Consider the following 22,277-nt stretch of genomic DNA (forward strand, 5'->3'; position numbering starts at 1 on the left):
TGATATCAAAAATTGTTTTTGATGCTCGATGCTGTGAGTGCCCACACAGATTGCTTGATTCAAATTGTTAAAGAGCGTCACGCTTGTCGCGTTGAGGAGGCGCATATTACGCCTCTCACTTCAAAAGTCAAGCGATTGTTTTCGCTTTTCTTTCGGCGCCGACTTCGCTAGGAAGCTGGCTCATCAGGTTGGCGTGTTCCGCCGTGCTGGTAGGGGTGCATTATAGGGAGCCGCACCGCGATGACAAGGAGAGTTTTGCAAAAATTGGCATTTTTTGGCTTTCAGCAGTTCAAACGCCTATTTATCCAACAAAAAGCCCCGCAACCGCGGGGCTAAGGCCATTAAGGACGATGAATTGCTATCTTTTTGACCAGAATTCCCGGGCAAAGCCGCGCACTTTTTCCCAATCAGTAAACTCGAGGTCCTTGCTGGTATCCGTGCTGCCACCGGTGATCTTCATAATCAGCTGGATGATGCGGGTCTGCCACCAGTTGTAGCGGGAGTATTGCAGCGCCCCGGCAAACACCCCCAGGGTTTTCGGCTTCCAGGGGGAGAGTCGCAGAAACTTCTTCATATAGGCGTTGGTCTGCGGGGTCTGCTTCTCCGGCTTGCGAGCGGTCAGGTTGACGCAGAAGAAGGCGGCGTTGGCCACTTCCAGCTGTTCGTGATGAGCGTGGATGAAGCTGAACAGGCTGGGGTGGAAGTTGCCATAACGAATGGAGGCACCGATCAGCACCTTCTTGAACTTGCTGAGATTGCACTTCGGCAGGGTATGCAGATCCTGCATCACCACCTCACAACCCTCGGTCTCTGCCAGCATGGCATCGACGATCTTTCGTGTTTGCCCATCACGGGAAGAATAAAGCACCAGAATCTTGTCCATACCAACCTCAACTACGCCAGAATGCAGGGGTAAACAGTACCAGAAGAGTGAAGATTTCCAATCGGCCAAACAGCATGGCGACGACCAGTATCCATTGCGCCGTTGCCGAGATCTTGCCGAAGTTGGCCGACACCTCGCCCAGCCCAGGCCCCACGTTGGTGAACGCAGCCGCCACGGCGGAGAAAGCGGTCACCTCGTTCAAGCCGGTCATCAGCAGCAACAACATAAAGATGAAGAACAGGATGATGTAAGTGGCAAAGTAGCCCCACACCGCTTCCACGATCCGTTCAGGCACGGCACGACGACCCAGTTTAAGGGTATAGATGGCGCGCGGGTGCACCAGCCGCTTCAGTTCGCGCATCCCCTGCAGGAACAGGATCATGAAGCGCATCACCTTGATGCCGCCCCCGGTACTGCCGGCGCAGCAACCGATGAAGGCGGAGAACATCAGCAGCATGGGCAGAAAGGAGGGCCACTCCGCATAGCTGGTCGTGCTATAGCCGGTGGTCGTGCCCAGCGATACCGCCTGGAACAGACCGTGGTTGAGCGCCTCCTGCCAGGTGGCGTAATGGCCGTGAAACAAGAGGGAAACGAAGCAGATCAGCACCAGCACGCACTGGATGCTCAGAAACACCTTCAGCTCGGAGTCGCGCAGATAGTTGCTCAGCCGCACCGGCTTGTGAGCGAACACCATGAAGTGCAGGGCGAAGTTGACGCTCGCCAGCAGCAGAAACAGCACAGTAATCAGGTTGATGGCCGGGCTGTTGAAAAAGCCGATGCTGGCGTCGTGGGTCGAGAAGCCGCCCACCGACAGGGTGGAGAAGGAGTGGCAGATGGCATCGAACAGGGTCATGCCCGCCATCCAGTACGCCAGGGCGCAGAGGGAGGTGAGCAGCAGATAGATGAACCAGAGCGCCTTGGCCGTCTCGGCGATGCGCGGGGTGACCTTGTTGTCCTTGACCGGCCCCGGAATTTCGGCGCGATAGAGCTGCATGCCCCCAATCCCGAGCAGCGGCAGTATGGCCACCGCCAGCACTATGATCCCCATGCCCCCCAGCCACTGCAGCAGCTGGCGATAGAACAGAAACGCCTTGGGCAGATTGTCGAGCCCGGTGAGCACGGTCGCCCCCGTGGTGGTCAGGCCGGAAAACGACTCGAAGAAGGCCTCCGACACCGTCATGCCGGGCACCTCTCCCAGCAGGAACGGCAAGGCCCCCACGCTGCCCAGCACCACCCAGAACAGCACGACGATGAGAAAGCCTTCCTTGGATCTGAGATCTTTCTTCTGATGGCGGTTGGGAAACCAGAGCGCGGCACCGAGCAGCAGGGCGATGAAGAAGGAGTTGACGAACTCGGCACCACCGCCATCACGATAGCCAAAGGCGACCAGCGCGGGCAGCAACATGGTCGAACTGAACAGCGCGACCAGCAGGCCAACGATACGAATGATGCTCAGAATCTGCATTCCGGCTCCCTCTTCAGACTAAAAGAGCGATGGATTCTAGCCATCTAAGGGACGAAGGGATACCCGACCCTGGGTTCGGTCGGTCAATTCCTGTGCGATTCTGCTCCAAACAGCGGCTTCCCACGCCACCTGCAGGGTGACGCTGGCGCCATAGTCGGCCGCCAGCAACTGACCCTGATGCGCCTGGATCAGCGCTTCCACCGCTCCCATGTCGGTATAGTCGCACTGGATGAGGGAGGCAGTCTGCTGGCGCTTGATACGGATTTCGAGCTGCTTGAGGGCGGTGCCCACGCCACCGCCATAGGCCTTGACCAGGCCGCCGGTGCCCAGCAGTACCCCACCGTAATAGCGCACCACCACGGCGGCGATCTCCCCGAGACCGGCCCCCATCAGTTGGGCCAGCATGGGCTTGCCGGCGGTGCCCGAGGGCTCGCCGTCATCGCTGAAACCGTACACCTGACTGTCCTGCGGAGCACCGGCAACAAAGGCCCAGCAGTGATGCCGGGCCCCGGGATGTTGCTGTTTTATCTCGCCGATCCAGGCTTTGGCAGCCTCTACGGTCGGCGTGTGGGCAATATAAGTGATGAAGCGGCTCTTCTTGATCTCCTCACTCACCTCCAGCGGTGCAGCCGGTATGGAATAGTCTGCCGCCATCAGAGCCCTGCTTGTCTGGTCAGGTTTTCCACCCCGTTGGCGTGCAGCACCACGTTGTCTTCGATGCGGATGCCGCCATAGGGGCGCAGCGCCTCGACCTTGTTCCAGTTGACCCGCTTGCCCTGTTCACCGAGGCGCAGCGGCTCCAGCAGGCTGTCAATGAAGTAGAGACCCGGCTCGATGGTGAACACCTGGCCCACCTCCATCACCCGGGTGCAGCGCAGATAGGGGAACTGTTCGGGGGCCGACAGGTGAGTACCGCGCTCATCCTGCATGAAGCCACCGGCATCGTGCACCTGCAGGCCGAGGAAGTGGCCGAGACCATGGGGGAAGAAGACATTGGTCACCCCGGTATGGATCATCTCGTCCACCGACATGTCCACCAGCTCGGTGGCTTGCAGCAGGCGCGCCAGTCGGTGGTGCATCTGCAGATGCAGCTCGCTGTAACGGCGGCCCGGCTTGATCTCCTCGATGATCTCCTGCTGCTGGGCATCCAGCGCCGCAATCAGATCGGCAAACTCACCGCGACGCCAGGCCCAGGTCCGGGTGATGTCGGAGGCATAGCCGTGCACATCCACACCGGCATCGATGAGGAAGGAGTACCGCTCCGCATCGGGCACCCGCTGGGCGGAGAGGTGGGTGTAGTGCAGGATGGCCGCATTGCGGTTGATGGCGACGATATTGCCGTAGGGTGCCTCATTGGCCCCCTGCCCGACCGCCTTTATGTAGGCCAGGTTGATCTCGAACTCGCTCGCCCCCGCCATGAAGGAGTCCTTGGCCGCAATGTGACCGCGCACCCCGATGCGGTTGGCATCGCGCAGGCATTCCAGCTCATAGGCCGTCTTGTAGGCGCGATGATAATGCAGATAGTTGAGCACCGCCTCCGGATTGGGCTGGCCCAGCCCCAGCAGCTCGGCCACCTCCAGGTGGCCGCCCAGATAGGCCCACTCCTGCTTGTTGGCCGGCAGGTGATCAGCAATCTGCTCCGGACGGGTCAGGAAACGGATATCGAAGAAGTCGACCCAGAAGGCATTGGGCAGCTCCGCCACCTTGTGCCAGAAATCCACCGGCCGGTAGAACAGCAGCACCGGCTTGTTCACGCCGTCCACCAGCAACCAGCAGTGGGGATTGTCCAGCACCGGCAACCAGGCCTTGAACTGGGGGTTCACCTTGAAGGGGTAATCCTGATCATCGAGGAAGATGCGGTGGGTCTGGCCGGAGTGGATGGCCAGACCGCTCAGTCCCTGCTGTTGCAGTATGTCGCGGGTGCGCTGCTGCAAGGTGTCGAGGTGCTGGGCAAAAAGTTGGCTGTAGCTGCTCATGGCGTCCTGCTCCGGGAGAAATGTGGTTTCAGCATAACATCAAGCGAATCAAGGCTCGAACCGTCAAGCAATCGCTTCGTGAGGTAACGCATACGTTACAAGGCTTTTGTTATGAAACAAAAACCAACCATTAACAAATAAAAAACAATTCAATACACTGCCGGTAGATACATGCAGTCAGGGACTACTCATGCACAACCTTTGCCTGTGGCAACCGGATCAGGAGCGGATTCAGCAATCCAACCTCCAGCACTTCATGGCCGAGGTCAACCGCTTCCACGGCCTGCAGCTGCACAGCTACGCCCAGCTCTACCAGTGGTCGGTGGAGAAGACAACCCGTTTCTGGCCGCTGGTGTGGCAGCACTGCGGCGTCAAGGGCGAGCTCGGCAACATAGTGGCGGAGAACCGCCAGGAGATGCAGCGTACCCGCTGGTTCCCGGACAGCCGACTCAACTTCGCCGAAAACCTGCTGCGCCGCCAGGATGACACGCCGGCTATCATCTCCCGCATCGAGGGTAGCCCCAGCCAGACCTTGAGCTGGCGCGAGCTGGCGGATCAGGTCGCCAGGCTGGCCCAGTGGCTGCATAGCCAGGGTATCGGCCGGGGCGATGTGGTGGCGGCCTACCTGCCCAATATCCCGCAAACCGTGGTGGCCATGCTGGCGACCACCAGTCTGGGCGCTATCTGGACCTCCACCAGCCCCGATTTCGGCGAAGCCAGCGTGGTGGAGCGCTTCGGCCAGACCCGGCCGCGGGTGCTGTTTGCGGTGGATGGCTATCGCTACAACGGCAAGGCCATCGACATTCAGGGCAAAGTGGCGGGGGTCGTCAGCCAGATCGACAGCATAGAGCAGACAGTCATCATCCCCCTGCTCGGCCATCCCCTGCAACTGGGCCACGACTGGCGCCAGATCATGGCCAGCCAGCCGGACGCCAGCCTGCAGTTCGAGCCCATGGCCTTCAATGACCCGCTCTACATCCTCTATTCGTCCGGCACCACCGGCAAGCCCAAGTGCATCGTGCACGGCATCGGCGGCACCCTGCTGCAACATCTGAAAGAACACCAGCTGCACTGCGACATCAAGCCGGGGGAGCGCATCTTCTACTTCACCACCTGCGGCTGGATGATGTGGAACTGGCTGGTGAGCGCGCTCGCCTCCGGCGCCACCCTGGTGCTCTACGACGGCTCCCCCTTCTACCCGGACGGCAACGTGTTGTGGGATCTCGCCCGCGACGAAGAGGTCGCCCTGTTCGGCACTTCGGCCAAATACCTGGATGCGCTACACAAGCAGGGCTATGCCCCCATCAAGACTCACCAGCTGCCGCAGTTGCGGCTGATCTGCAGCACCGGCTCCGTGCTGTCGCCGGAGGGGTTCGACTACGTCTATCAGCAGATCAAGCAGGATGTGCAGCTTAGCTCCATCTCGGGCGGCACCGACATCTGCTCATGCTTCGTCATCGGCAACCCCATCAGCCCCGTCTACCGCGGCGAGAGCCAGGGACGTGGCCTCGGCCTCGCGGTACAGGTGTTCAACGAAGCGGGTCAGCCGGTGCAGGGGGAAAAGGGCGAGCTGGTCTGTACCAAGCCCTTCCCGGCCCAACCCATCGGCTTTTGGGGGGACGACAGCGGCGACAAGTACCACGCCGCCTATTTCGAACGGTTCGACAACATCTGGTGCCATGGCGACTGGATCGAGCTGACCCCGACCGGCGGCATCCTGTTCTACGGTCGCTCCGACGCCACCCTCAATCCGGGCGGCGTGCGCATCGGCACCAGCGAGATTTACCGCTACGTCGAGCAGCTGGAGGAAGTAGAAGAGAGCATCGTCATCGGCCAGCAGTGGCAACAGGACGAGCGGGTGGTGCTGTTCGTCAAGCTCAAGCCAGGCCTCATGCTGGACGAAGCGCTGCGCGAGCGTATCCGCCAGCAGGTGCGCCTGCACTGCACCGCCCGTCACGTGCCGGCCCGCATCCTGCAGGTGGACGCCATTCCGCGCACCAAGTCCGGCAAGATAGTGGAGCTGGCGGTGCGGGAAGTGGTGCACAACCGGCCCGTCAACAACACCCACGCCCTCGCCGATCCTGAGGTGCTGAGCCAGTATCGCGACCGGCCCGAGCTGGCCAGCTGAGGCCACACAAGGTTAATAAAGGCGTCATCAGACGCCTTTATTTTGGTTGTTAATCTGAGGCGAGCTTTTACTCGATATCTGTTAAACGAATGTTTTAAATAGGTGTTGAAATTGTCTTCTTTTGGATCAATAGTGAGCCTCGCCCCCTGCTGGGGATAAAGGAGCACCACCCCCCACCATGTGGGAACAAGGAGACACTCTCATGATCTACCAAGGCGAAACCCTGACGGTCAGCTACCTCGAAGACGGCATTGCCGAGCTGAGGTTCGATGCTCCGGGTTCAGTCAACAAGCTGGATCGCGCTACCCTGCTCTCCCTGAGCGAAGCGATCGCCGCATTACAACAAGAACGTGAACTAAAAGGTCTGATCCTCACCTCCGGCAAAGACGCCTTCATCGTCGGCGCCGACATTACCGAATTCTTGGAACTGTTCGATCTGCCGCAGGCAGATCTGCTCGGCTGGCTGAAAAAGGCCAACGACATCTTCAGCGCCATCGAAGATCTGCCGGTGCCCACCCTCTGTGCCATCAAGGGCCACGCCCTGGGCGGCGGCTGCGAAACAATCCTCTCCACCGACTTCCGACTGGCTGACACCAGCGCCAAAATCGGCCTGCCCGAGACCAAGCTCGGCATCATGCCCGGCTTTGGCGGTACCGTCCGTCTGCCGCGGGTGATCGGCGCCGACAACGCGCTGGAGTGGATCACCACCGGCAAGGATTACCGTGCCGATGACGCCCTCAAGGTGGGTGCCATCGATGCCGTGGTCGCCCCCGACGCGCTGCAGGGCGCTGCGCTGCAAATGATCAAGGACGCGATCAAAGGCAAGCTGGACTGGCAGGGCCGCCGCGCCGCCAAGAAGGCCCCGCTGCGCCTCTCCAAACTGGAAGCCATGATGAGCTTCACCACCGCCGCCGGCATGGTTGCCGCCGTGGCGGGCAAACACTATCCGGCGCCGATGACGGCGGTAAAAACCGTCGAAGCCGCTGCCGGCATGAGCCGTGACGAGGCGCTGGCCGTCGAGGCGCAAGGCTTCATCAAGCTGGCCAAGACCGATGTCGCCAAGGCGCTGGTCGGTATCTTCCTCAACGATCAGCACATCAAGGCGCTGGCCAAGAAGGCGGCCAAGCAGGCGGCTAAGGCCACTGGCCACGCCGCCGTACTGGGTGCCGGCATCATGGGGGGCGGCATCGCCTACCAATCCGCCAGCAAGGGCATTCCGGCGGTGATGAAGGACATCAACGAGAAGGCGCTGGCGCTTGGCATGGGTGAAGCCACCAAGCTGCTCAACGGCCAGCTCGAAAAGGGCCGCATCGACGGCATCAAGATGGGCCAGGTGCTCTCCGCCATCACCCCGACCCTCAGCTATGACAACGTCAAGCATGTGGATGTGGTGGTCGAAGCCGTGGTCGAGAACCCGAAGGTGAAGGCCGCCGTACTGGGCGAAGTGGAAGGGATCATTGGCGAAGACGCCGTGCTCGCCAGCAACACCTCCACCATTCCCATCTCTCTGCTGGCCAAGGGTCTGAAGCGCCCGCAGAACTTCTGCGGCATGCACTTCTTCAACCCGGTGCACCGCATGCCACTGGTGGAGATCATCCGCGGCGAGCAGACCTCCGATGAAACCATCAACCGCGTGGTGGCCTACGCCGCCGCCATGGGCAAGTCCCCGGTGGTGGTCAACGACTGCCCGGGCTTCTTCGTCAACCGCGTGCTGTTCCCCTACTTCTTCGGCTTCAACAAGCTGGTCGCCGATGGCGCCGACTTCGCCGCCGTTGACAAGGTGATGGAGAAGGAGTTTGGCTGGCCGATGGGCCCTGCCTACCTGCTGGACGTGGTCGGCATCGACACCGGCCACCATGCAGGTGACGTGATGGCGCAGGGCTTCCCGGCGCGCATGAGCAAGGAAGGCCGCACCGCCATCGACGTGATGTACGAAGTGAATCGCTTCGGTCAGAAGAACGGCAAGGGCTTCTACGCCTACGAGCAGGACAAGAAGGGCAAGCCGAAAAAGGTGGCCGACGCCGCCAGCTACGAGCTGCTGGCCCCCATCGCCAAGCCGAAACAGGATTTCGACAAGGACGCCATCATCGCCCGCATGATGATCCCGATGATCAACGAGGTGGTGCTCTGTCTGGAAGAGGGCATAGTCGCCACGCCAGCCGAAGCCGACATCGCGCTGGTCTACGGTCTGGGCTTCCCTCCCTTCCGCGGCGGCGTGTTCCGCTATCTGGACACCATTGGTCTGGATCGCTACGTGGCCATGGCCGACCAGTATGCCGACTTGGGCCCGCTCTACCGCGTCAGCGACAAGCTGCGTGAGATGGCCGCCCAGGGCAAAACCTTCTACTGATTGCGGAAAGGAGATCCATTCATGAAAGACGTAGTCATTGTCGACTGTATCCGGACCCCGATGGGCCGGTCCAAGGGTGGCGCCTTCCGCAACGTGCGTGCAGAAGACTTGTCCGCGCACCTGATGAAATCCATCCTGCTGCGCAACCCCAACCTCGACCCGAACGAGATCGAGGACATCTACTGGGGCTGCGTGCAGCAGACCCTGGAGCAGGGCTTCAACATCGCCCGCAACGCCGCACTGCTGGCCGGCATTCCCAAGCAGGTGGGGGCGGTCACCGTCAACCGCCTGTGCGGCTCCTCCATGCAGGCGCTGCACGATGCCTCTCGCGCCATCCAGGTGGGTGATGGGGATATCTTCATCATCGGCGGCGTCGAGCACATGGGTCACGTGCCGATGAGCCACGGGGTGGACTTCCACCCCGGCATGGCCAAGTCGGTGGCGAAAGCCTCCGGCATGATGGGGCTGACCGCCGAGATGCTCGGCAAGCTGCACGGCATCAGCCGTCAGCAGCAGGACGAGTTTGCTGCCCGCTCCCACCGCCGCGCTCACGCCGCCACCGTGGAAGGGCGTTTCGCCAAGGAGATCGTCGGGCTGGAAGGCCATGACGCCAGCGGCGCCCGCTTCTTCTACGACTACGACGAAGTGATCCGCCCGGAGACCACGGTGGAAACCCTGAGCCAGCTGCGCCCGGTATTCGACCCGGTCAACGGCACCGTCACCGCCGGCACCTCCTCGGCCCTGTCCGATGGTGCCGCCGCCATGCTGGTGATGAGTGCGGACCGCGCCAAGGCGCTCGGCCTCACCCCGCGTGCCAAGGTGCGCGCCATGGCCGTCGCCGGCTGCGATGCCGCCATCATGGGTTACGGCCCGGTACCGGCCACCCAGAAGGCGCTCAAGCGGGCCGGCCTGACCATCGGTGACATCGACCTGTTCGAGCTGAATGAGGCGTTTGCCGCCCAGTCCCTGCCTTGCGTGAAGGATCTGGGTCTGCAAGACGTGGTGGACGAGAAGGTAAACCTGAACGGCGGCGCCATCGCCCTGGGTCACCCGCTCGGCTGCTCCGGTGCCCGCATCTCCACCACCCTGCTCAACCTGATGGAAGAGAAGGACGCCACCCTGGGGGTTGCCACCATGTGCATCGGCCTGGGTCAGGGCATCGCCACCGTGTTCGAACGAGTGTAAGTAGCGCCCTGGCCGGTTCGCCGGTCGGGGCTGGATTGACAGAGAGGAGCCCGCTCCTGCTTCCCGGCGAAGCGGGCTCCTGTCAGCGGTTTTAGGGTCGGTCTGCCCGGCCCGTTATCGAGTCTGTGGAGTGCGCCACACGGGGTGCACTTCTGCCGTCGGAATCTGCGTATTGGCCGGCCCGTTTGGGTCGGCCTTTTTTATTTGCACGGCAGGATATGGGAGGATATTGCCCATAACCTCACATTAGATGGGGGGCTTGCTTGCTTTTTGCGCCCCTGACAGGTTCAATCTGCACAAAAAAATGGGTGGATGCACATACATATGTCAACGAGCAAACAACTGCTGATCGTCGACGACGACCAAGAGATCCGCGAGCTGCTCAACGAATACCTGACCAGGGCCGGCTTCGAGGTATTGACCGCAGCGGAGGGCAACGAGATGCGCAAGCAGCTCGCCCAGCACAACCCGGACCTCATCATTCTCGATATCATGATGCCGGGCGACGACGGCTTTACCCTCTGCCAGCAGATCCGTCGCGACTCCCAGGTGCCCATCATCATGCTGACCGCCGCCTCCGACGAAGCGGACCGGGTGATCGGCCTCGAGCTCGGTGCCGATGACTACATCGCCAAGCCGTTCAGCCCGCGCGAGCTGCAGGCCCGCATCAAGGCGCTGCTGCGCCGCGCCGAATTCCGCCAGCCGGAAAAAGAGAAAGAACCGAGCCGCCGGCTGCGCTTCGCCGAGTGGACTCTGGATACCCTGAGCCACCAGCTGACCCACGAGGACGGCAGCCTGCTGGACCTCTCCGGCAGCGATGCCCTGCTGCTCGGCATGTTCCTGCAGCAGCCCGGCGTGGTGCTGGACCGGGATACCATCTCGGACGCCACCCGCGGTCGCGAGAGCCTGCCGATGGAGCGTGGCATCGACGTGCAGATCAGCCGCTTGCGCCAGAAGCTGGGTGACAACGGCAAGAGCCCGCGCATCATCAAGACCATTCGCGGCAGCGGCTACATGCTGATCGCCGAGGTGCACGAGATCCCATGAGAGCCAGCAAGGTAGCGACGGCATGCTGATCGACACAAGGCGAGAGATCCCATGAGTACCAGGTGGTTCTGGCGGGCGCTGGTGCCCCGTTCCCTGCTGTCGCGGATGCTGCTGCTGTTGCTGCTGGCGATCCTGCTCTCCCAGACCATCCTCACCGGCATCTGGATGCAGCAGATCCAGAAGCGGGAGCTGGAAGGCATGCTCAGCACCACCCGCAACCTGGCGCTGTCGGCCGCCTCCACCGTCAACTTCTTCAAATCCCTGCCGCTGCAGTACCGCCACATCGCCCTCGACCAGCTGCGCAACATGGGCGGCAGCCGCTTCTTCGTGTCGCTGAACGAGGAGGAGATCCACATCAGCGCCATCCCCGACAGCGAGCGCAAGACGCTGGTGCTCAAAGAGGTGCAGGGGGTGCTGACCCGCAAGCTCTCCGACGCCATGGCGATCAAAGTGGATTTCTCGCGGCCCGAAGAGCTGCACGTCTTCAACAACGACACCCTGCTGGCGGATCTGCCCTCCTCCTGGGCCCGCTACACCCTGTCGCTGGAGCCGATCAACCCGCCGGTGCTGGTGACCCAGATCGAGATAGAACCGGGCGAGTGGCTCTATCTGGCGGCCCTGCTGCCCGCCCCCTACATGACGCTCGACGACACCGTCATGCCGAGCAACCAGGTGCGCTTCATCGCCCTGATGACGGTGTTCCTCTGCTTCTTCACCTTCCTGCTGGTGCGCTGGCAGACCCGGCCGCTGCGCCGACTGGCCAAGGCGGCGGTCAACCTCGGCAAGGACATCGACCAACCCTCGCTGAAAGAGGAGGGGGCCTCCGAGATCGTGGCGGCCACCCGCGCCTTCAACATCATGCAGCACCGCATCCGCCGCTATATCGACGATAGAGAGCGGCTGTTCAGCTCGATTTCCCACGACCTCAAGACCCCCATCACCCGGCTGCGGCTGCGGGTCGAGCTGCTCGATGACGAGCAGCAGATCGCCAAGTTCAACAAGGACCTGGACGAGCTGGAGCTGATGGTGAAGGGAGCGCTGCAGACGGTGAAAGACACCGACATCCACGAGAACATCGAGCAGCTCGACATCGACGCCATGCTGGAGCAGATGGCGGAGGCCATGAACCTGCACGACGAGCGGCTGACCATCGAAGGCCACTGCAAGCAGCCCTACCGTGGCAAGCCGCTGGCCCTCAAGCGCTGCATCGGCAACCTGGTGGACAACGGCATCAAGTACGGCCAACGGGTGCGCATCATCATCATGGACGATGAGGAGATGCTGATCCTGTTCATCATGGACGAGGGCCCCGGCCTGCCGGAGGATCAGTTCGAACGCATCTTCGAGCCCTACTACCGGCTCAGTACGGATCTGGCCGGCACCGGTCTGGGTCTGGGCATTGCCCGCAACATAGCCCACGCCCACGGCGGCGATCTGGTGCTGGAAAATCGTCCGCAGGGCGGCCTGCAGGCCACCCTCTCCCTACCAAGGCAGTAACCTTATGAAGTGGTTGTCTTTTTCTGTCATCGCCCTGCTCTCCCTGCCTGTAAGCGCCTCCCAGGTGGAGGTGCTGCACTGGTGGACCTCCGGCGGCGAGGCCAGGGCGGTGGAAGTGCTCAAGTCCGAGTGGACCGAGCAGGGCAATCAGTGGAACGACTTCGCGGTGCAGGGCGGCGGCGGCAAGAGCGCCATGACGGTGCTGAAAAGTCGGGCACTGGCGGCCAATCCGCCGGAGGCGGCCCACCTCAAGGGGTTCGAGTTGCGGGAGTGGGCCGGGCTCGGCTTCCTGCGCGACCTCACCCCCATGGCCGAACACCTCGGCTGGTATCCCCAGCTGCCGCCCATGGTGCGGGAGACCCTCAGCCAGAACGGTGCCCTGATGGCGGTGCCGACCGGCATCCACCGGGTCAACTGGCTGTGGCTCAACCGCAAGATCTTCGAGCGCAACAAGCTGACTCCGCCCACCAGCTGGGCCCAGTTCGTCACCGTGGCCGATCGGCTCAAGCAGCAAGGGATCACCCCGCTCGCCATCGGCAACGAGCCCTGGCAGCTGGCAGTGCTGTTCGAAACGGTGGCACTCGGTGAAGGGGGCAAGGCGTTCTACCGCAAAGCCTTCGTGGAACAGGACAGCGCCACCCTGACCGGCCCCGACATGGTGCGGGTGCTGACCCGCTTTCAGCAACTGCGCGGCTATGTGCCGGAGAAATACGCCGGCCTGAAGTGGCACCAGGCCACCAACCTGCTGGAGAGCGGCGGCGCCGCCATGCAGATCATGGGAGACTGGGTGAAGGGCGAACTGAGCGCCGGCAACTACCGGCCCGGTGAGGATATCGAGTGCCTGCCAAGCCCCGGCAGTGCCAACCTGTTCAGCTACAACCTCGACTCCATCGCCATGTTCAAGCAGCGGGATCCCGCCCAGTTGCAGGCCCAGGGCGAGCTGGCCCAGCTGCTGATGACGCCGCGCTTCCAGCAGGAGTTCAACCGGGTGAAAGGTTCGATACCGGCGCTGACCAAGCCGGACATGAGCAAGTTCGACCGCTGTGCCATCCGCTCCTATCAAGATTTTCTGCTGGCGGAGCGGGAGGGCAACCTGCTGCCCAGCATGGCGGAGGGGATGGCGATGCCGACCAACATGCGCCAGGCGATCATGGATGTGCTGAGCAACTTCTTCAACGACCCCAGAGCCAACCCGCAGCAGACTGCGCTGCATCTGGAGCGGGCCATGCGCTCGACCCGCTGACGCTTTTTGCCGCGGCCAGAAACGACAAAGGCGGATGAGATATCCGCCTTTGTCGTTATGAAAGTATTGGGGTCAGGATTGATCGTTTTCGTCCTCATCCTCGTCGTAGTAATCGCTGAGCTCGATCCAGAGCCCCAGTCCGATCATCACCATGGAACCGAACCAGGTGCCGGTATTACCGATCGGGCTGCCCATCACTATCATGGCGAAAGACAAGAACCCCATGCCTGCGTAGGCTTGTAATCTGCCGTAGGAGACCTGCATATTCACACCTCCTTGTTGAATATGGTTCAATTTTTATATTACTCATACGGCGGTGAGTGGGTAGGCCCAGATAACACTTTGGTTACATATGCTGCCAGTTGCCTGAGTGGTTTGATTATTTTTTCGCCGTGAGTATCATTGGCAGCTGATTTGGTTGAAGGTTGATTATTGATGAGTGCTTTATTCTGCGACGCGACTCACGAGTTGGACGCAATCGGGCTTCGTTGCCCCGAGCCAGTGATGATGGTTCGTAAAAAAGTGCGGTTGATGGCTGACGGGGAGACCCTGCTGGTCAGTGCCGACGACCCCTCAACCACCCGCGACATCCCCAGTTTCTGCCGCTTCATGGATCACACTCTGGTCGCCAGCGAGACAGAGCAGGCCCCTTACCGCTATCTGATCCGCAAAGGTCAGTAAGCCCCAACACCGGAGCAATCCATGCCAGCCATTACCCGAATCGGCACCACCCAGCGTTGGTCTGACGTGGTCATTCACAACGGCACCCTCTACGTGGTGGAAGTGCCAGCCACCGATACCGCCGATATTCACCAGCAGACCCGTGAAGTGCTGGAAAGCCTGCAGCGCCTGCTGGAAGCCAACGGCTCCGGCGTCGACAAGATCCTGATGGCCAACATCTATCTCAAGGACATTGCGGACATCGCGGCCTTCAACGAGCAGTGGGATGCCTGGATCCCGGCTGGCACCGCGCCGGTCCGCGCCTGCGTGCAGGCCCGCCTGGCCCACGAAGGCTACAAGGTCGAAGTGCAGCTCACCGCAGCTGTCTAAGCAAAACGGGATGCCTGGCTCCCCTGATGCCGACACAGCCCCGGTCAGAGCCTGCGTACAAGCCCGCCTGGCCCACGAAGGCTACAAGGTGGAAGTGCAGCTGACCGCGGCAGTCTAAGAGGCGGTTACCCCCTCATCCCCACCCCTTCTCCCACAAGGGGAGAAGGGAGCAAAGAACAAGGTGCCATTGCCCGCAACGCCGGATAGCAAAAGGCCCCGCCATCGCTGGCGGGGCCTTTTTCATGGCTGCGAACCGGACTGCTTAGGCGGTCGGGGTCAGGGTGATGGTCACCCGACGGTTCTGGGCCTTGCCTTCGGCGGTGCTGTTGGTGGCTACCGGCTGATCCGGGCCCACGCCGCTGGTGGAGATACGGCTGCCGGTCACACCCTGGCCGATCAACTGGGCGGCGACGGCATCGGCGCGCTGGGCGGAGAGCTTCATGTTCAGCTCGCGGGAGCCGGTGCTGTCGGTGTGACCGACCACGTTCAGGCGGGTCTTGTCGAACTCACCGACCACCATGGCCACGCCGGACAGGGTGTTGGCACCGGCCGCTTTCAGCTGGGCGCTGGAGCTGTCGAAGGTGACGTTGTTCGGCATGTTGAGGATCAGCTGGTCACCGTTGCGGGTCACGCTGACACCGGTGCCCTGCAGCTTCTCGCGCAGCTTGGCTTCCTGCACGTCCATGTAGTAGCCGATACCGCCACCCAGGGCGGCGCCGGCGGCCACGCCGGTCAGGATCCCTTTCTTGCGGTCACCCTTGCTGGAAGAGAGCGCGCCCACGGCAGCGCCAGTGGCCGCGCCAGCCAGCGCGCCCCAGGCGCCCTTGGAGGTCTGGGATTCCCCAGTGTAGGGGTTGGTGGTACAGCCGGTCAGGGCTACGAGCAGGGCAACGGCGGGAACAAGTGTCTTGAAATGCATGAAAAACCTCTAAAAAAACCGACTCAAATCCAAAGAGGGCGCATTCTACCCCAGAGCTGTGCCAAGGTGTGACGCTGTCGATGCAGATCCCCCATCTGCCACGCATGGCTGCCGCTCGGGCAGAGGAATGCACCCCGAACCTCGCTGACGTTTCACGGTCAGCGCGAACAACACATAGGCCCACGCCCCCCAGATGCGGGTTGCCGACCCGGTGACATTACCGCCAGAGTGGGGCTCCCCCACAACGGAGCCAGCCCATGTCTTCACTCGCCCATTCCGCCCTGCTCATCATCGACATGCAGGTCGGCCTGCTGCATGGCCCGGAGGCGCCCCATGCCGGCCCACAGCTACTGGCCAACATCAACCGGCTTGCCGATGCCGCCCATAGTGCCGGCATCCCCGTACTGGCGGTACGCCACACGGGCCCGACCGGCAGTCCCATCGCTGCGGGCAGCCCCCTCTGGCAACTGGTGCCCGAGCTGGCCGTGACCGCTGCCGACCTTGTGTTCGACAAACAGCGACCAAGTGCCTTTCACGGCACAGCCCTCGATAGTTGGCTGAAGCAGCGCGGGGTACAAACCCTGCTCGTCACCGGCATGAAGACCCAGTACTGCATAGATACCACCTGCCGGGCGGCAGCGGATCTCGGTTATTCCGTGGTACTGGTCAGCGATGCCCACACCTGCATGGATACCCAGACACTTGCCGCAACCCAGATCATCGCTCACCACAACACCACCCTGGCCGGCCCCTTCGTCCAGCTGATGAGCAGCGACGAGGTGTGCGAGGCGCTGACTCACCCCCTTCAGCCCGGATAATTCTGGGCTCAAGATGCAAGAGGGAGGCATCAGCCTCCCTTCTCTTTTGCCTTGCGCCCAGTTTATTGGCGCGCAGGGGCCTGCTGGCACTCGGCGTGACAGGGGCAGGTCACCAGATGATCGTTCACCATCCCCACCGCCTGCATGAAGGCGTAGCAGATGGTGCTGCCGACGAAGGTGAAGCCGCGTTTCTTGAGCGCCTTGGACATGGCATCCGACTCCGCTGAGGTCGCCGGAATGTCGCCGTTGCCCTGCCGCTGGTTGACGATGGGGGCGCCGCCCACGAAGCCCCACAGATAATCGACAAAGTCGACGCCTTCGGCCTCCAGCGCCAGATAGGCGCGGGCGTTTTTGATGATCGACTGCACCTTGAGCCGGTTGCGGATGATGCCGGTATCCTGCATCAGCCGTTCCACATCCTGCTCGTCGAACTGCACGATGCGCACCGGATCAAAATCCGCATAGGCGCGATGGTAGCTCTCGGTGCGCTTCAAGATGGTGATCCACGACAGCCCCGCCTGCTGGCCGTCGAGGCAGAGCTTGGCAAACAGCTCGCGGGCGTCATACACCGGCCTTCCCCACTGTTTGTCATGGTATTCAATGTATTCCGGGTCCTTGGTCACCCATGCGCAACGCAACTCCATTCCCTCTCTCCTGTCATTTCATCCAATCCCCGGGGTCGATGGCAACCCGGGCGCGGGAGTGCCGACAACCCCTCCCGCCCAGGCCCGGCGCAGCGCCATCACATTAATCCGCTGTAATTTCGCCTATTATCCGACCATGCCAGACGGTATACTCCTTCGGTTCACATTCAGCAAATCTTGCTCTGATTTCATTTCGCGCGAAAAAAATTATGCAAAAATTCGATGTCAAAACCTTTCAGGGCCTGATCCTGCAGCTGCAGGACTATTGGTCCCGCCAGGGCTGTACCATCATTCAGCCGCTGGATATGGAAGTGGGTGCCGGTACTTCTCACCCCATGACCTGCCTGCGCGCCCTGGGCCCCGAGCCCATCGCCTGCGCCTACGTGCAACCGTCCCGCCGTCCGACTGACGGCCGCTACGGTGAAAACCCGAACCGCCTGCAGCACTACTACCAGTTCCAGGTGATCATCAAGCCTTCCCCCGACAACATTCAGGAACTCTATCTGGGCTCCCTGAAAGAGCTGGGCATGGATCCCGAGATCCACGACATCCGCTTCGTGGAAGACAACTGGGAAAACCCGACCTTAGGGGCCTGGGGTCTGGGTTGGGAAGTGTGGCTGAACGGCATGGAAGTGACCCAGTTCACCTACTTCCAGCAGGTTGGCGGCCTCGAGTGCAAGCCGGTCACCGGCGAGATCACCTACGGTCTCGAGCGTCTGGCCATGTACATTCAGGGCGTCGACAGCGTCTACGATCTGGTCTGGTCTGACGGCCCGCTGGGCAAGACCACCTACGGCGACGTGTTCCACCAGAACGAAGTGGAGCAATCCACCTACAACTTCGAACACGCCGATGTGGAGTTCCTGTTCCACTGCTTCGAGCAGTACGAGAAGGAAGCCCAGAATCTGCTGGCACTGGAAAAACCGCTGCCGCTGCCTGCCTACGAGCGCATCCTCAAAGCCGCTCACTCCTTCAACCTGCTGGATGCCCGCAAGGCCATCTCGGTCACCGAGCGTCAGCGCTACATCCTGCGCATTCGCACCCTGACCAAGGCCGTGGCCGAGGCATACTACGCCTCCCGCGAAGCGCTGGGCTTCCCGATGTGCCAACGCGGCAGCAACGAGAACAAGCAAGGTTAAGGAACGGACATGGCACAACATACATTTCTGGTAGAGATCGGTACTGCTGAGCTGCCGCCCAAAGCCCTGCGCTCCCTGGCCGAAGCCTTTGCCGACAACTTCAAAGCCGAACTGACCAAGGCCGATCTGGCCTTCGGCGACGTCGAGTGGTTTGCCTCACCGCGCCGCCTGGCGCTGAAGGTGCACGAGCTGGCCGGCGAACAGCCGAGCAAGAGCGTCGAGAAACGCGGCCCGGCCGTGGCGCAGGCGTTCGATGCCGACGGCAAGCCGACCAAGGCTGCCGAAGGCTGGGCCCGTGGCAACGGCATCACCGTTGAGCAGGCCGAGCGTCTGGTCACCGACAAGGGCGAGTGGCTGGTTCACACCGCCAAGGTCGAAGGCCGTCCGGCCAAAGATCTGCTGGGCGAACTGGTTGCCTCTGCACTGGCCAAACTGCCGATCCCAAAGATGATGCGCTGGGGCGACAAGACCATCCAGTTCGTGCGTCCGGTCTTCACCGTGACCCTGCTGCTGGATGGCGAGCTGGTGCCCGCCCACATTCTGGGTATCGACTCTGCCCGCACCCTGCGCGGTCACCGCTTTATGGGCGAGAGCGAGTTCACTATCGACAACGCCAGCCAGTACCCGCAGATCCTGCAGGAGCGCGGCATGGTGATTGCCGACTTCATGGCGCGCAAGGCCAAGATCAAGGCTGACGCCGAAGCGGCCGCTGCCGCCTTCGGTGGCGTGGCCGATCTGGACGACGCCCTGCTGGAAGAAGTCACCGCCCTGGTCGAGTGGCCGGTGGTGCTGACCGCCAACTTCGAAGAGAAGTTCCTGGCCGTGCCGGCTGAAGCGCTGGTTCACACCATGAAGGGTGACCAGAAGTACTTCCCGGTCTACGACAAGAACGGCAAGCTGCTGCCGAAGTTCATCTTCGTCACCAACATCGAGTCGAAAGACCCGAGCCAGATCATCAGCGGCAACGAGAAGGTGGTTCGCCCCCGTCTCTCTGACGCCGAGTTCTTCTTCAAGACCGACCTCAAGCAGACTCTGGCCTCCCGCCTGCCGCGCCTTGAAACCGTGCTGTTCCAGCAACAGCTGGGCACCGTCAAGGCCAAGGTCGAGCGCATCGAGACCGTCGCCGGCTTTATCGCCGAGCGTATCGGTGCCGACGTGGCTCAGGCCAAGCGTGCCGGTCTGCTCTCCAAGTGTGATCTGATGACCAACATGGTCGGCGAGTTCACCGACACCCAGGGTGTCATGGGGATGCACTACGCCCGTCACGATGGCGAAGACGAAGCGGTTGCCGTGGCCCTCAACGAGCAGTACATGCCGCGCTTTGCCGGTGATGCCCTGCCGTCCGGTCTGGTTGCCTGCGCCGTCGCGCTGGCCGACAAGTTCGACACCCTGGCCGGTATCTTCGGCATCGGCATGCTGCCGAAGGGTGACAAGGACCCGTTCGCCCTGCGTCGCGCCGCCATCGGTGCCCTGCGCATCATGACCGAGAAGCAGCTGGACTTGGATCTGGTTGAACTGGTGGAAGAAGCGGTACGCGTCTACGGCGACAAGCTGACCAACAAAACCGTCGTCACCGACGTGGTCGACTTTATGCTGGGTCGCTTCCGCGCCGCCTATCAGGACGAAGGCATCGGTGCCGACGTGGTGCTGGCCGTACTGGCCCGCCGCCCGACCCGTCCGCTCGACTTCGATCGTCGCGTCAAGGCCGTCAGCCACTTCCGCACGCTGGATGCCGCCCTGGCACTGGCTGCCGCCAACAAGCGCGTGAGCAACATTCTGGCCAAGGTCGAAGGCGAATTGCCGACTGCCGTCAAACCGGAACTGCTGGTCGATGCCGCCGAGAAGGCGCTGGCCACCCAGGTTGCAGCACTGCAAGCCGAACTGGCCCCTCTGTTCGCTGCCGGTGACTATCAGGCTGCCCTCACCCGTCTGGCCGCCCTGCGTGAACCGGTCGACACCTTCTTCAACGAGGTGATGGTGATGGCAGACGACGAGGCCCTCAAGGCCAACCGTCTGGCACTGCTGAACAACCTGCGCAACCTGTTCCTGCAAGTCGCGGATATCTCCCTGCTGCAGTGATCTTGGTTGGGTTTGTGATATTAAAGACGGCGCCGAAAGGCGCCGTTCTTGTTTTGAAATATTCAAGTATTGACTAGCTATATTGTCCCCAATTTCTTGGTACAAACCAATTTGGTGGCCATGTCACAAATTCGCTTGGACAAAAATTCTGGTTTAAAAATTCCATTTTTGAGACTTGATCTGGCAAAAGTGAGAGCACATGGTTCTTCTCATCACTTTCATAATCCCAAAGATGATAACGGTTGTCTTTATTGTGAGCTCGGCGACTAGGGCCGAAATCCATAGGAGCACATAAACGCACTAAGGGCCTACCATCCTCTTTAGAAAAGAAAGTTAGCCTTATTTTTGTTTTGGCATGAATTGCATCAATAAATTGAGCTTCTTGCATAACCCCTCCTTTAAATGACAGGAAACTCAATATAACCATCAACCTATAGTTTTTTCGTGTTGCAACTCACAAGTATCCATAAAGGGAGGATTATTACTCCATGAAGGCTGGGGTATTGAAAATCCGTAGGTTCGATTAGCCGTCAGGCGTAATCGGACGTTCGCGTAAATCAACTCTCCCGCCATAACGGCCAGCCGAATTTCCCCTCCGGCTGGCCGCCCCCGCTTCATGACAACAACCGCAACAAAAGCCTCTCGTTCGTCCGATTACGCTGCGCTAATCGAACCTACAACGGCTTTGCCAACGCAGCGACAATCTTTTCCACGCTCTGGGTGACCGACAGGATGGCGCTATCCAGTACCAGACGCTCACTGTCCCAGGGTTGATAGTCGCGATCGATCACCGCCTGCCAATCCGGCAATGCCAGCCCCTCGATATCCACCGTCCGGTTTTCGACCCGCTTGCGGTGCAGCTTCGGATTGGAGCAGATCACCTCAACATCGAGACAGGGCACCCCGACCGAGCGGGCGATCTCGTGGTAGGCATCCCGGGTGAGCTGGATGGGGTTAACGGAATCCGTGATGACGATCGAGCCAAGTGCCAGGTTCTCTCTGGCCAGCCCATAGGCGACGAAATAACCGGCCGGCCCCATCTCGTTATCCGCCTGCTCAGCGGCACGAATGGCCTGCTCTATGGTATCGATCCGCAGGTAGACGGCGCCCAGCCGCTGGGCCAAGGCCCGTGCTATGGTGCTTTTTCCGCTGCCCGGCAAACCACTGAAGATGATAAGCATGTTCCATTCCCGTGATAAAAGAAGAATCTGGGCCATAGGGTATCGGATTGCCATCGTGCCCGCAGCGTCTTGTTCAAGGCTCCACGGGATATGCCCGCCAGCGGGTTCTCTTGCTCGGCAGCCATCATCGAATACGCGCGAATATAAGCCTGCCGCTCTACCGATCATCCAAATTCATATGCAGGCTGGCTGATGGATAGCAATAACCAAAAAAGATATTTTTACGCCCCATTTCTTCTTGTTGTGACTCATCAATTAAGCTGTAGCTTTTACCAAGTCATACCTAAAAATAAATAATGCAGCATTAGAAATGCTTTGTTTTATATATCCAACCATCTTTCATATCACCGCGACAATGAAAAATAGTGACGCCCGCATTAAAAAATAAACCATTGAAAATCAAATCCTTATCATTTCGTAAAAATAGAATACCCAGACAATGCACTTGCAAAACAATATATAAAATCAATATCAGATTTATCATAATTAAATAGACATGGCCTTTTCCACCTCTCCATTTTAATTTCCGCCATTCACCTAAAACACACAAATGGAGATGTGTAGAATGATTATGAAAAAGAAGTTTATTGTGTTGGCCCTTAACCATCCCCTCATATGAGCGAGGCGTGGCGCGGCTTCTGAGGTATGATCGCCATCCTTGACCAGCTAATAC

At 60.7% G+C, this 22,277-nt stretch carries 21 protein-coding genes and 1 pseudogene; 12 read left to right on the forward strand and 10 right to left on the reverse strand.

Features of this window, described 5'->3' with window-relative positions; genetic code table 11:
• Positions 1–358 precede the first annotated feature (358 nt).
• The 4 genes from hemG to pepQ are packed head-to-tail and all read right to left on the reverse strand — an operon-like array spanning position 359 to position 4,324.
• The gene (hemG, locus tag PG899_RS22105; protein WP_179101492.1) at positions 359–883 is read right to left on the reverse strand and encodes a menaquinone-dependent protoporphyrinogen IX dehydrogenase; all 525 of its coding nucleotides are present in this window, start codon (positions 881–883) and stop codon (positions 359–361) included.
• A gap of 7 nt (positions 884–890) precedes the next feature.
• On the reverse strand, positions 891–2,348 hold the full coding sequence (locus PG899_RS22110; protein WP_077097532.1) for a TrkH family potassium uptake protein: 1,458 nt from the start codon (positions 2,346–2,348) through the stop codon (positions 891–893).
• Positions 2,349–2,384: 36 nt separating this feature from the next.
• The gene (locus PG899_RS22115; protein ID WP_041218416.1) at positions 2,385–3,002 is read right to left on the reverse strand and encodes a YigZ family protein; all 618 of its coding nucleotides are present in this window, start codon (positions 3,000–3,002) and stop codon (positions 2,385–2,387) included.
• Positions 3,002–4,324 carry a Xaa-Pro dipeptidase gene (gene pepQ, locus PG899_RS22120; protein ID WP_270697695.1) on the reverse strand — a complete coding sequence of 441 codons (1,323 nt, stop codon included), beginning with the start codon at positions 4,322–4,324 and terminating at the stop codon, positions 3,002–3,004. Before pepQ ends, PG899_RS22115 begins: the two co-directional genes overlap by 1 nt.
• A 190-nt stretch (positions 4,325–4,514) precedes the next feature.
• On the opposite strand from pepQ, the gene PG899_RS22125 reads away from it, so the two are divergent.
• The 6 genes from PG899_RS22125 to PG899_RS22150 all read left to right on the forward strand — a co-directional run bounded on the left by PG899_RS22125 (position 4,515) and on the right by PG899_RS22150 (position 13,774).
• Complete coding sequence (locus PG899_RS22125) at positions 4,515–6,452, forward strand: acetoacetate--CoA ligase (protein ID WP_077097534.1); 1,938 nt, start codon at positions 4,515–4,517, stop codon at positions 6,450–6,452.
• Positions 6,453–6,654: 202 nt separating this feature from the next.
• Positions 6,655–8,802, forward strand: a complete 2,148-nt coding sequence (fadB, locus tag PG899_RS22130; protein WP_077097536.1) for a fatty acid oxidation complex subunit alpha FadB — start codon at positions 6,655–6,657, stop codon at positions 8,800–8,802.
• Between the two features lie 21 nt (positions 8,803–8,823).
• Entirely contained in the window at positions 8,824–9,987 is a 1,164-nt protein-coding gene (gene fadA, locus PG899_RS22135) for an acetyl-CoA C-acyltransferase FadA (protein WP_043168043.1), read from the forward strand.
• Positions 9,988–10,311: 324 nt separating this feature from the next.
• Entirely contained in the window at positions 10,312–11,034 is a 723-nt protein-coding gene (locus PG899_RS22140) for a response regulator (RefSeq protein WP_016348992.1), read from the forward strand.
• 51 nt (positions 11,035–11,085) lie between these two features.
• On the forward strand, positions 11,086–12,531 hold the full coding sequence (locus tag PG899_RS22145) for an ATP-binding protein (protein ID WP_042064458.1): 1,446 nt from the start codon (positions 11,086–11,088) through the stop codon (positions 12,529–12,531).
• 4 nt (positions 12,532–12,535) lie between these two features.
• Complete coding sequence (locus PG899_RS22150; protein WP_077097538.1) at positions 12,536–13,774, forward strand: ABC transporter substrate-binding protein; 1,239 nt, start codon at positions 12,536–12,538, stop codon at positions 13,772–13,774.
• A gap of 72 nt (positions 13,775–13,846) precedes the next feature.
• Here PG899_RS22150 and PG899_RS22155 read toward each other — a convergent pair whose 3' ends face one another.
• A complete protein-coding gene (locus PG899_RS22155; protein WP_005307420.1) occupies positions 13,847–14,038 on the reverse strand; it encodes a hypothetical protein in 192 nt (63 codons plus the stop codon).
• Between the two features lie 171 nt (positions 14,039–14,209).
• Here PG899_RS22155 and tusA point away from each other — a divergent pair, with 171 nt between their 5' ends.
• From tusA to PG899_RS22170, 3 genes and pseudogenes are all read left to right on the forward strand, one after another.
• Positions 14,210–14,455: a sulfurtransferase TusA gene (gene tusA / locus PG899_RS22160; protein WP_005307416.1), complete on the forward strand. Its 246-nt coding sequence runs from the start codon at positions 14,210–14,212 to the stop codon at positions 14,453–14,455.
• A gap of 21 nt (positions 14,456–14,476) precedes the next feature.
• Positions 14,477–14,824, forward strand: a complete 348-nt coding sequence (locus tag PG899_RS22165) for a RidA family protein (RefSeq protein WP_016348988.1) — start codon at positions 14,477–14,479, stop codon at positions 14,822–14,824.
• A 28-nt stretch (positions 14,825–14,852) separates the two neighbouring features.
• Positions 14,853–14,942, forward strand: a pseudogene (locus tag PG899_RS22170) (endoribonuclease L-PSP); the annotation flags it as partial.
• Between the two features lie 144 nt (positions 14,943–15,086).
• Here PG899_RS22170 and PG899_RS22175 read toward each other — a convergent pair.
• Positions 15,087–15,743, reverse strand: coding sequence for an OmpA family lipoprotein (locus tag PG899_RS22175; RefSeq protein WP_011704158.1), 657 nt, complete (start codon positions 15,741–15,743; stop codon positions 15,087–15,089).
• A 257-nt stretch (positions 15,744–16,000) separates the two neighbouring features.
• Between PG899_RS22175 and PG899_RS22180 the strand changes: the two genes are divergently transcribed.
• A complete protein-coding gene (locus PG899_RS22180; protein ID WP_029302619.1) occupies positions 16,001–16,561 on the forward strand; it encodes a cysteine hydrolase family protein in 561 nt (186 codons plus the stop codon).
• A 62-nt stretch (positions 16,562–16,623) separates the two neighbouring features.
• Here PG899_RS22180 and PG899_RS22185 read toward each other — a convergent pair whose 3' ends face one another.
• Positions 16,624–17,205 carry a DNA-3-methyladenine glycosylase I gene (locus PG899_RS22185; RefSeq protein ID WP_077097540.1) on the reverse strand — a complete coding sequence of 194 codons (582 nt, stop codon included), beginning with the start codon at positions 17,203–17,205 and terminating at the stop codon, positions 16,624–16,626.
• A 209-nt stretch (positions 17,206–17,414) separates the two neighbouring features.
• Between PG899_RS22185 and glyQ the strand changes: the two genes are divergently transcribed.
• Both glyQ and glyS read left to right on the forward strand, forming a co-directional pair.
• Entirely contained in the window at positions 17,415–18,344 is a 930-nt protein-coding gene (glyQ, locus tag PG899_RS22190) for a glycine--tRNA ligase subunit alpha (protein ID WP_010672400.1), read from the forward strand.
• A 9-nt stretch (positions 18,345–18,353) separates the two neighbouring features.
• Positions 18,354–20,423 (forward strand): glycine--tRNA ligase subunit beta, encoded by a 2,070-nt coding sequence (glyS, locus tag PG899_RS22195; RefSeq protein ID WP_077097542.1) that lies wholly within the window; start codon positions 18,354–18,356, stop codon positions 20,421–20,423.
• A 73-nt stretch (positions 20,424–20,496) separates the two neighbouring features.
• Here glyS and PG899_RS22200 read toward each other — a convergent pair whose 3' ends face one another.
• The 3 genes from PG899_RS22200 to PG899_RS22210 form a co-directional block, all read right to left on the reverse strand.
• Positions 20,497–20,811 (reverse strand): hypothetical protein, encoded by a 315-nt coding sequence (locus PG899_RS22200; RefSeq protein WP_077097544.1) that lies wholly within the window; start codon positions 20,809–20,811, stop codon positions 20,497–20,499.
• A gap of 286 nt (positions 20,812–21,097) precedes the next feature.
• The gene (locus PG899_RS22205) at positions 21,098–21,604 is read right to left on the reverse strand and encodes an AAA family ATPase (RefSeq protein ID WP_077097546.1); all 507 of its coding nucleotides are present in this window, start codon (positions 21,602–21,604) and stop codon (positions 21,098–21,100) included.
• A 304-nt stretch (positions 21,605–21,908) separates the two neighbouring features.
• Positions 21,909–22,277, reverse strand: a 369-nt coding sequence (locus PG899_RS22210) for a hypothetical protein (RefSeq protein ID WP_270697703.1), incomplete at its 5' end; no start/stop codon positions are given.

The sequence above is a fragment of the Aeromonas sp. QDB39 genome (assembly GCF_027707585.1).
GTDB classification, from domain to species: Bacteria; Pseudomonadota; Gammaproteobacteria; order Enterobacterales; family Aeromonadaceae; genus Aeromonas; species Aeromonas hydrophila.

Excerpts from the sequence above, each read along its gene's own strand:
- glyQ (WP_010672400.1), top strand. The coding sequence starts at position 17,415 with ATGCAAAAATTCGATGTCAAAACCTTTCAGGGCCTGATCCTGCAGCTG.
- PG899_RS22150 (WP_077097538.1), top strand. The coding sequence starts at position 12,536 with ATGAAGTGGTTGTCTTTTTCTGTCATCGCCCTGCTCTCCCTGCCTGTA.
- fadA (WP_043168043.1), top strand. The coding sequence starts at position 8,824 with ATGAAAGACGTAGTCATTGTCGACTGTATCCGGACCCCGATGGGCCGG.
- tusA (WP_005307416.1), top strand. The coding sequence starts at position 14,210 with ATGAGTGCTTTATTCTGCGACGCGACTCACGAGTTGGACGCAATCGGG.
- fadB (WP_077097536.1), top strand. The coding sequence starts at position 6,655 with ATGATCTACCAAGGCGAAACCCTGACGGTCAGCTACCTCGAAGACGGC.
- glyS (WP_077097542.1), top strand. The coding sequence starts at position 18,354 with ATGGCACAACATACATTTCTGGTAGAGATCGGTACTGCTGAGCTGCCG.
- PG899_RS22205 (WP_077097546.1), bottom strand. The coding sequence starts at position 21,604 with ATGCTTATCATCTTCAGTGGTTTGCCGGGCAGCGGAAAAAGCACCATA.
- PG899_RS22180 (WP_029302619.1), top strand. The coding sequence starts at position 16,001 with ATGTCTTCACTCGCCCATTCCGCCCTGCTCATCATCGACATGCAGGTC.
- PG899_RS22110 (WP_077097532.1), bottom strand. The coding sequence starts at position 2,348 with ATGCAGATTCTGAGCATCATTCGTATCGTTGGCCTGCTGGTCGCGCTG.
- PG899_RS22140 (WP_016348992.1), top strand. The coding sequence starts at position 10,312 with ATGTCAACGAGCAAACAACTGCTGATCGTCGACGACGACCAAGAGATC.
- PG899_RS22175 (WP_011704158.1), bottom strand. The coding sequence starts at position 15,743 with ATGCATTTCAAGACACTTGTTCCCGCCGTTGCCCTGCTCGTAGCCCTG.
- PG899_RS22115 (WP_041218416.1), bottom strand. The coding sequence starts at position 3,002 with ATGGCGGCAGACTATTCCATACCGGCTGCACCGCTGGAGGTGAGTGAG.
- PG899_RS22145 (WP_042064458.1), top strand. The coding sequence starts at position 11,086 with ATGAGTACCAGGTGGTTCTGGCGGGCGCTGGTGCCCCGTTCCCTGCTG.
- hemG (WP_179101492.1), bottom strand. The coding sequence starts at position 883 with ATGGACAAGATTCTGGTGCTTTATTCTTCCCGTGATGGGCAAACACGA.
- PG899_RS22185 (WP_077097540.1), bottom strand. The coding sequence starts at position 17,205 with ATGGAGTTGCGTTGCGCATGGGTGACCAAGGACCCGGAATACATTGAA.
- PG899_RS22125 (WP_077097534.1), top strand. The coding sequence starts at position 4,515 with ATGCACAACCTTTGCCTGTGGCAACCGGATCAGGAGCGGATTCAGCAA.
- PG899_RS22155 (WP_005307420.1), bottom strand. The coding sequence starts at position 14,038 with ATGCAGGTCTCCTACGGCAGATTACAAGCCTACGCAGGCATGGGGTTC.
- pepQ (WP_270697695.1), bottom strand. The coding sequence starts at position 4,324 with ATGAGCAGCTACAGCCAACTTTTTGCCCAGCACCTCGACACCTTGCAG.
- PG899_RS22200 (WP_077097544.1), bottom strand. The coding sequence starts at position 20,811 with ATGCAAGAAGCTCAATTTATTGATGCAATTCATGCCAAAACAAAAATA.
- PG899_RS22165 (WP_016348988.1), top strand. The coding sequence starts at position 14,477 with ATGCCAGCCATTACCCGAATCGGCACCACCCAGCGTTGGTCTGACGTG.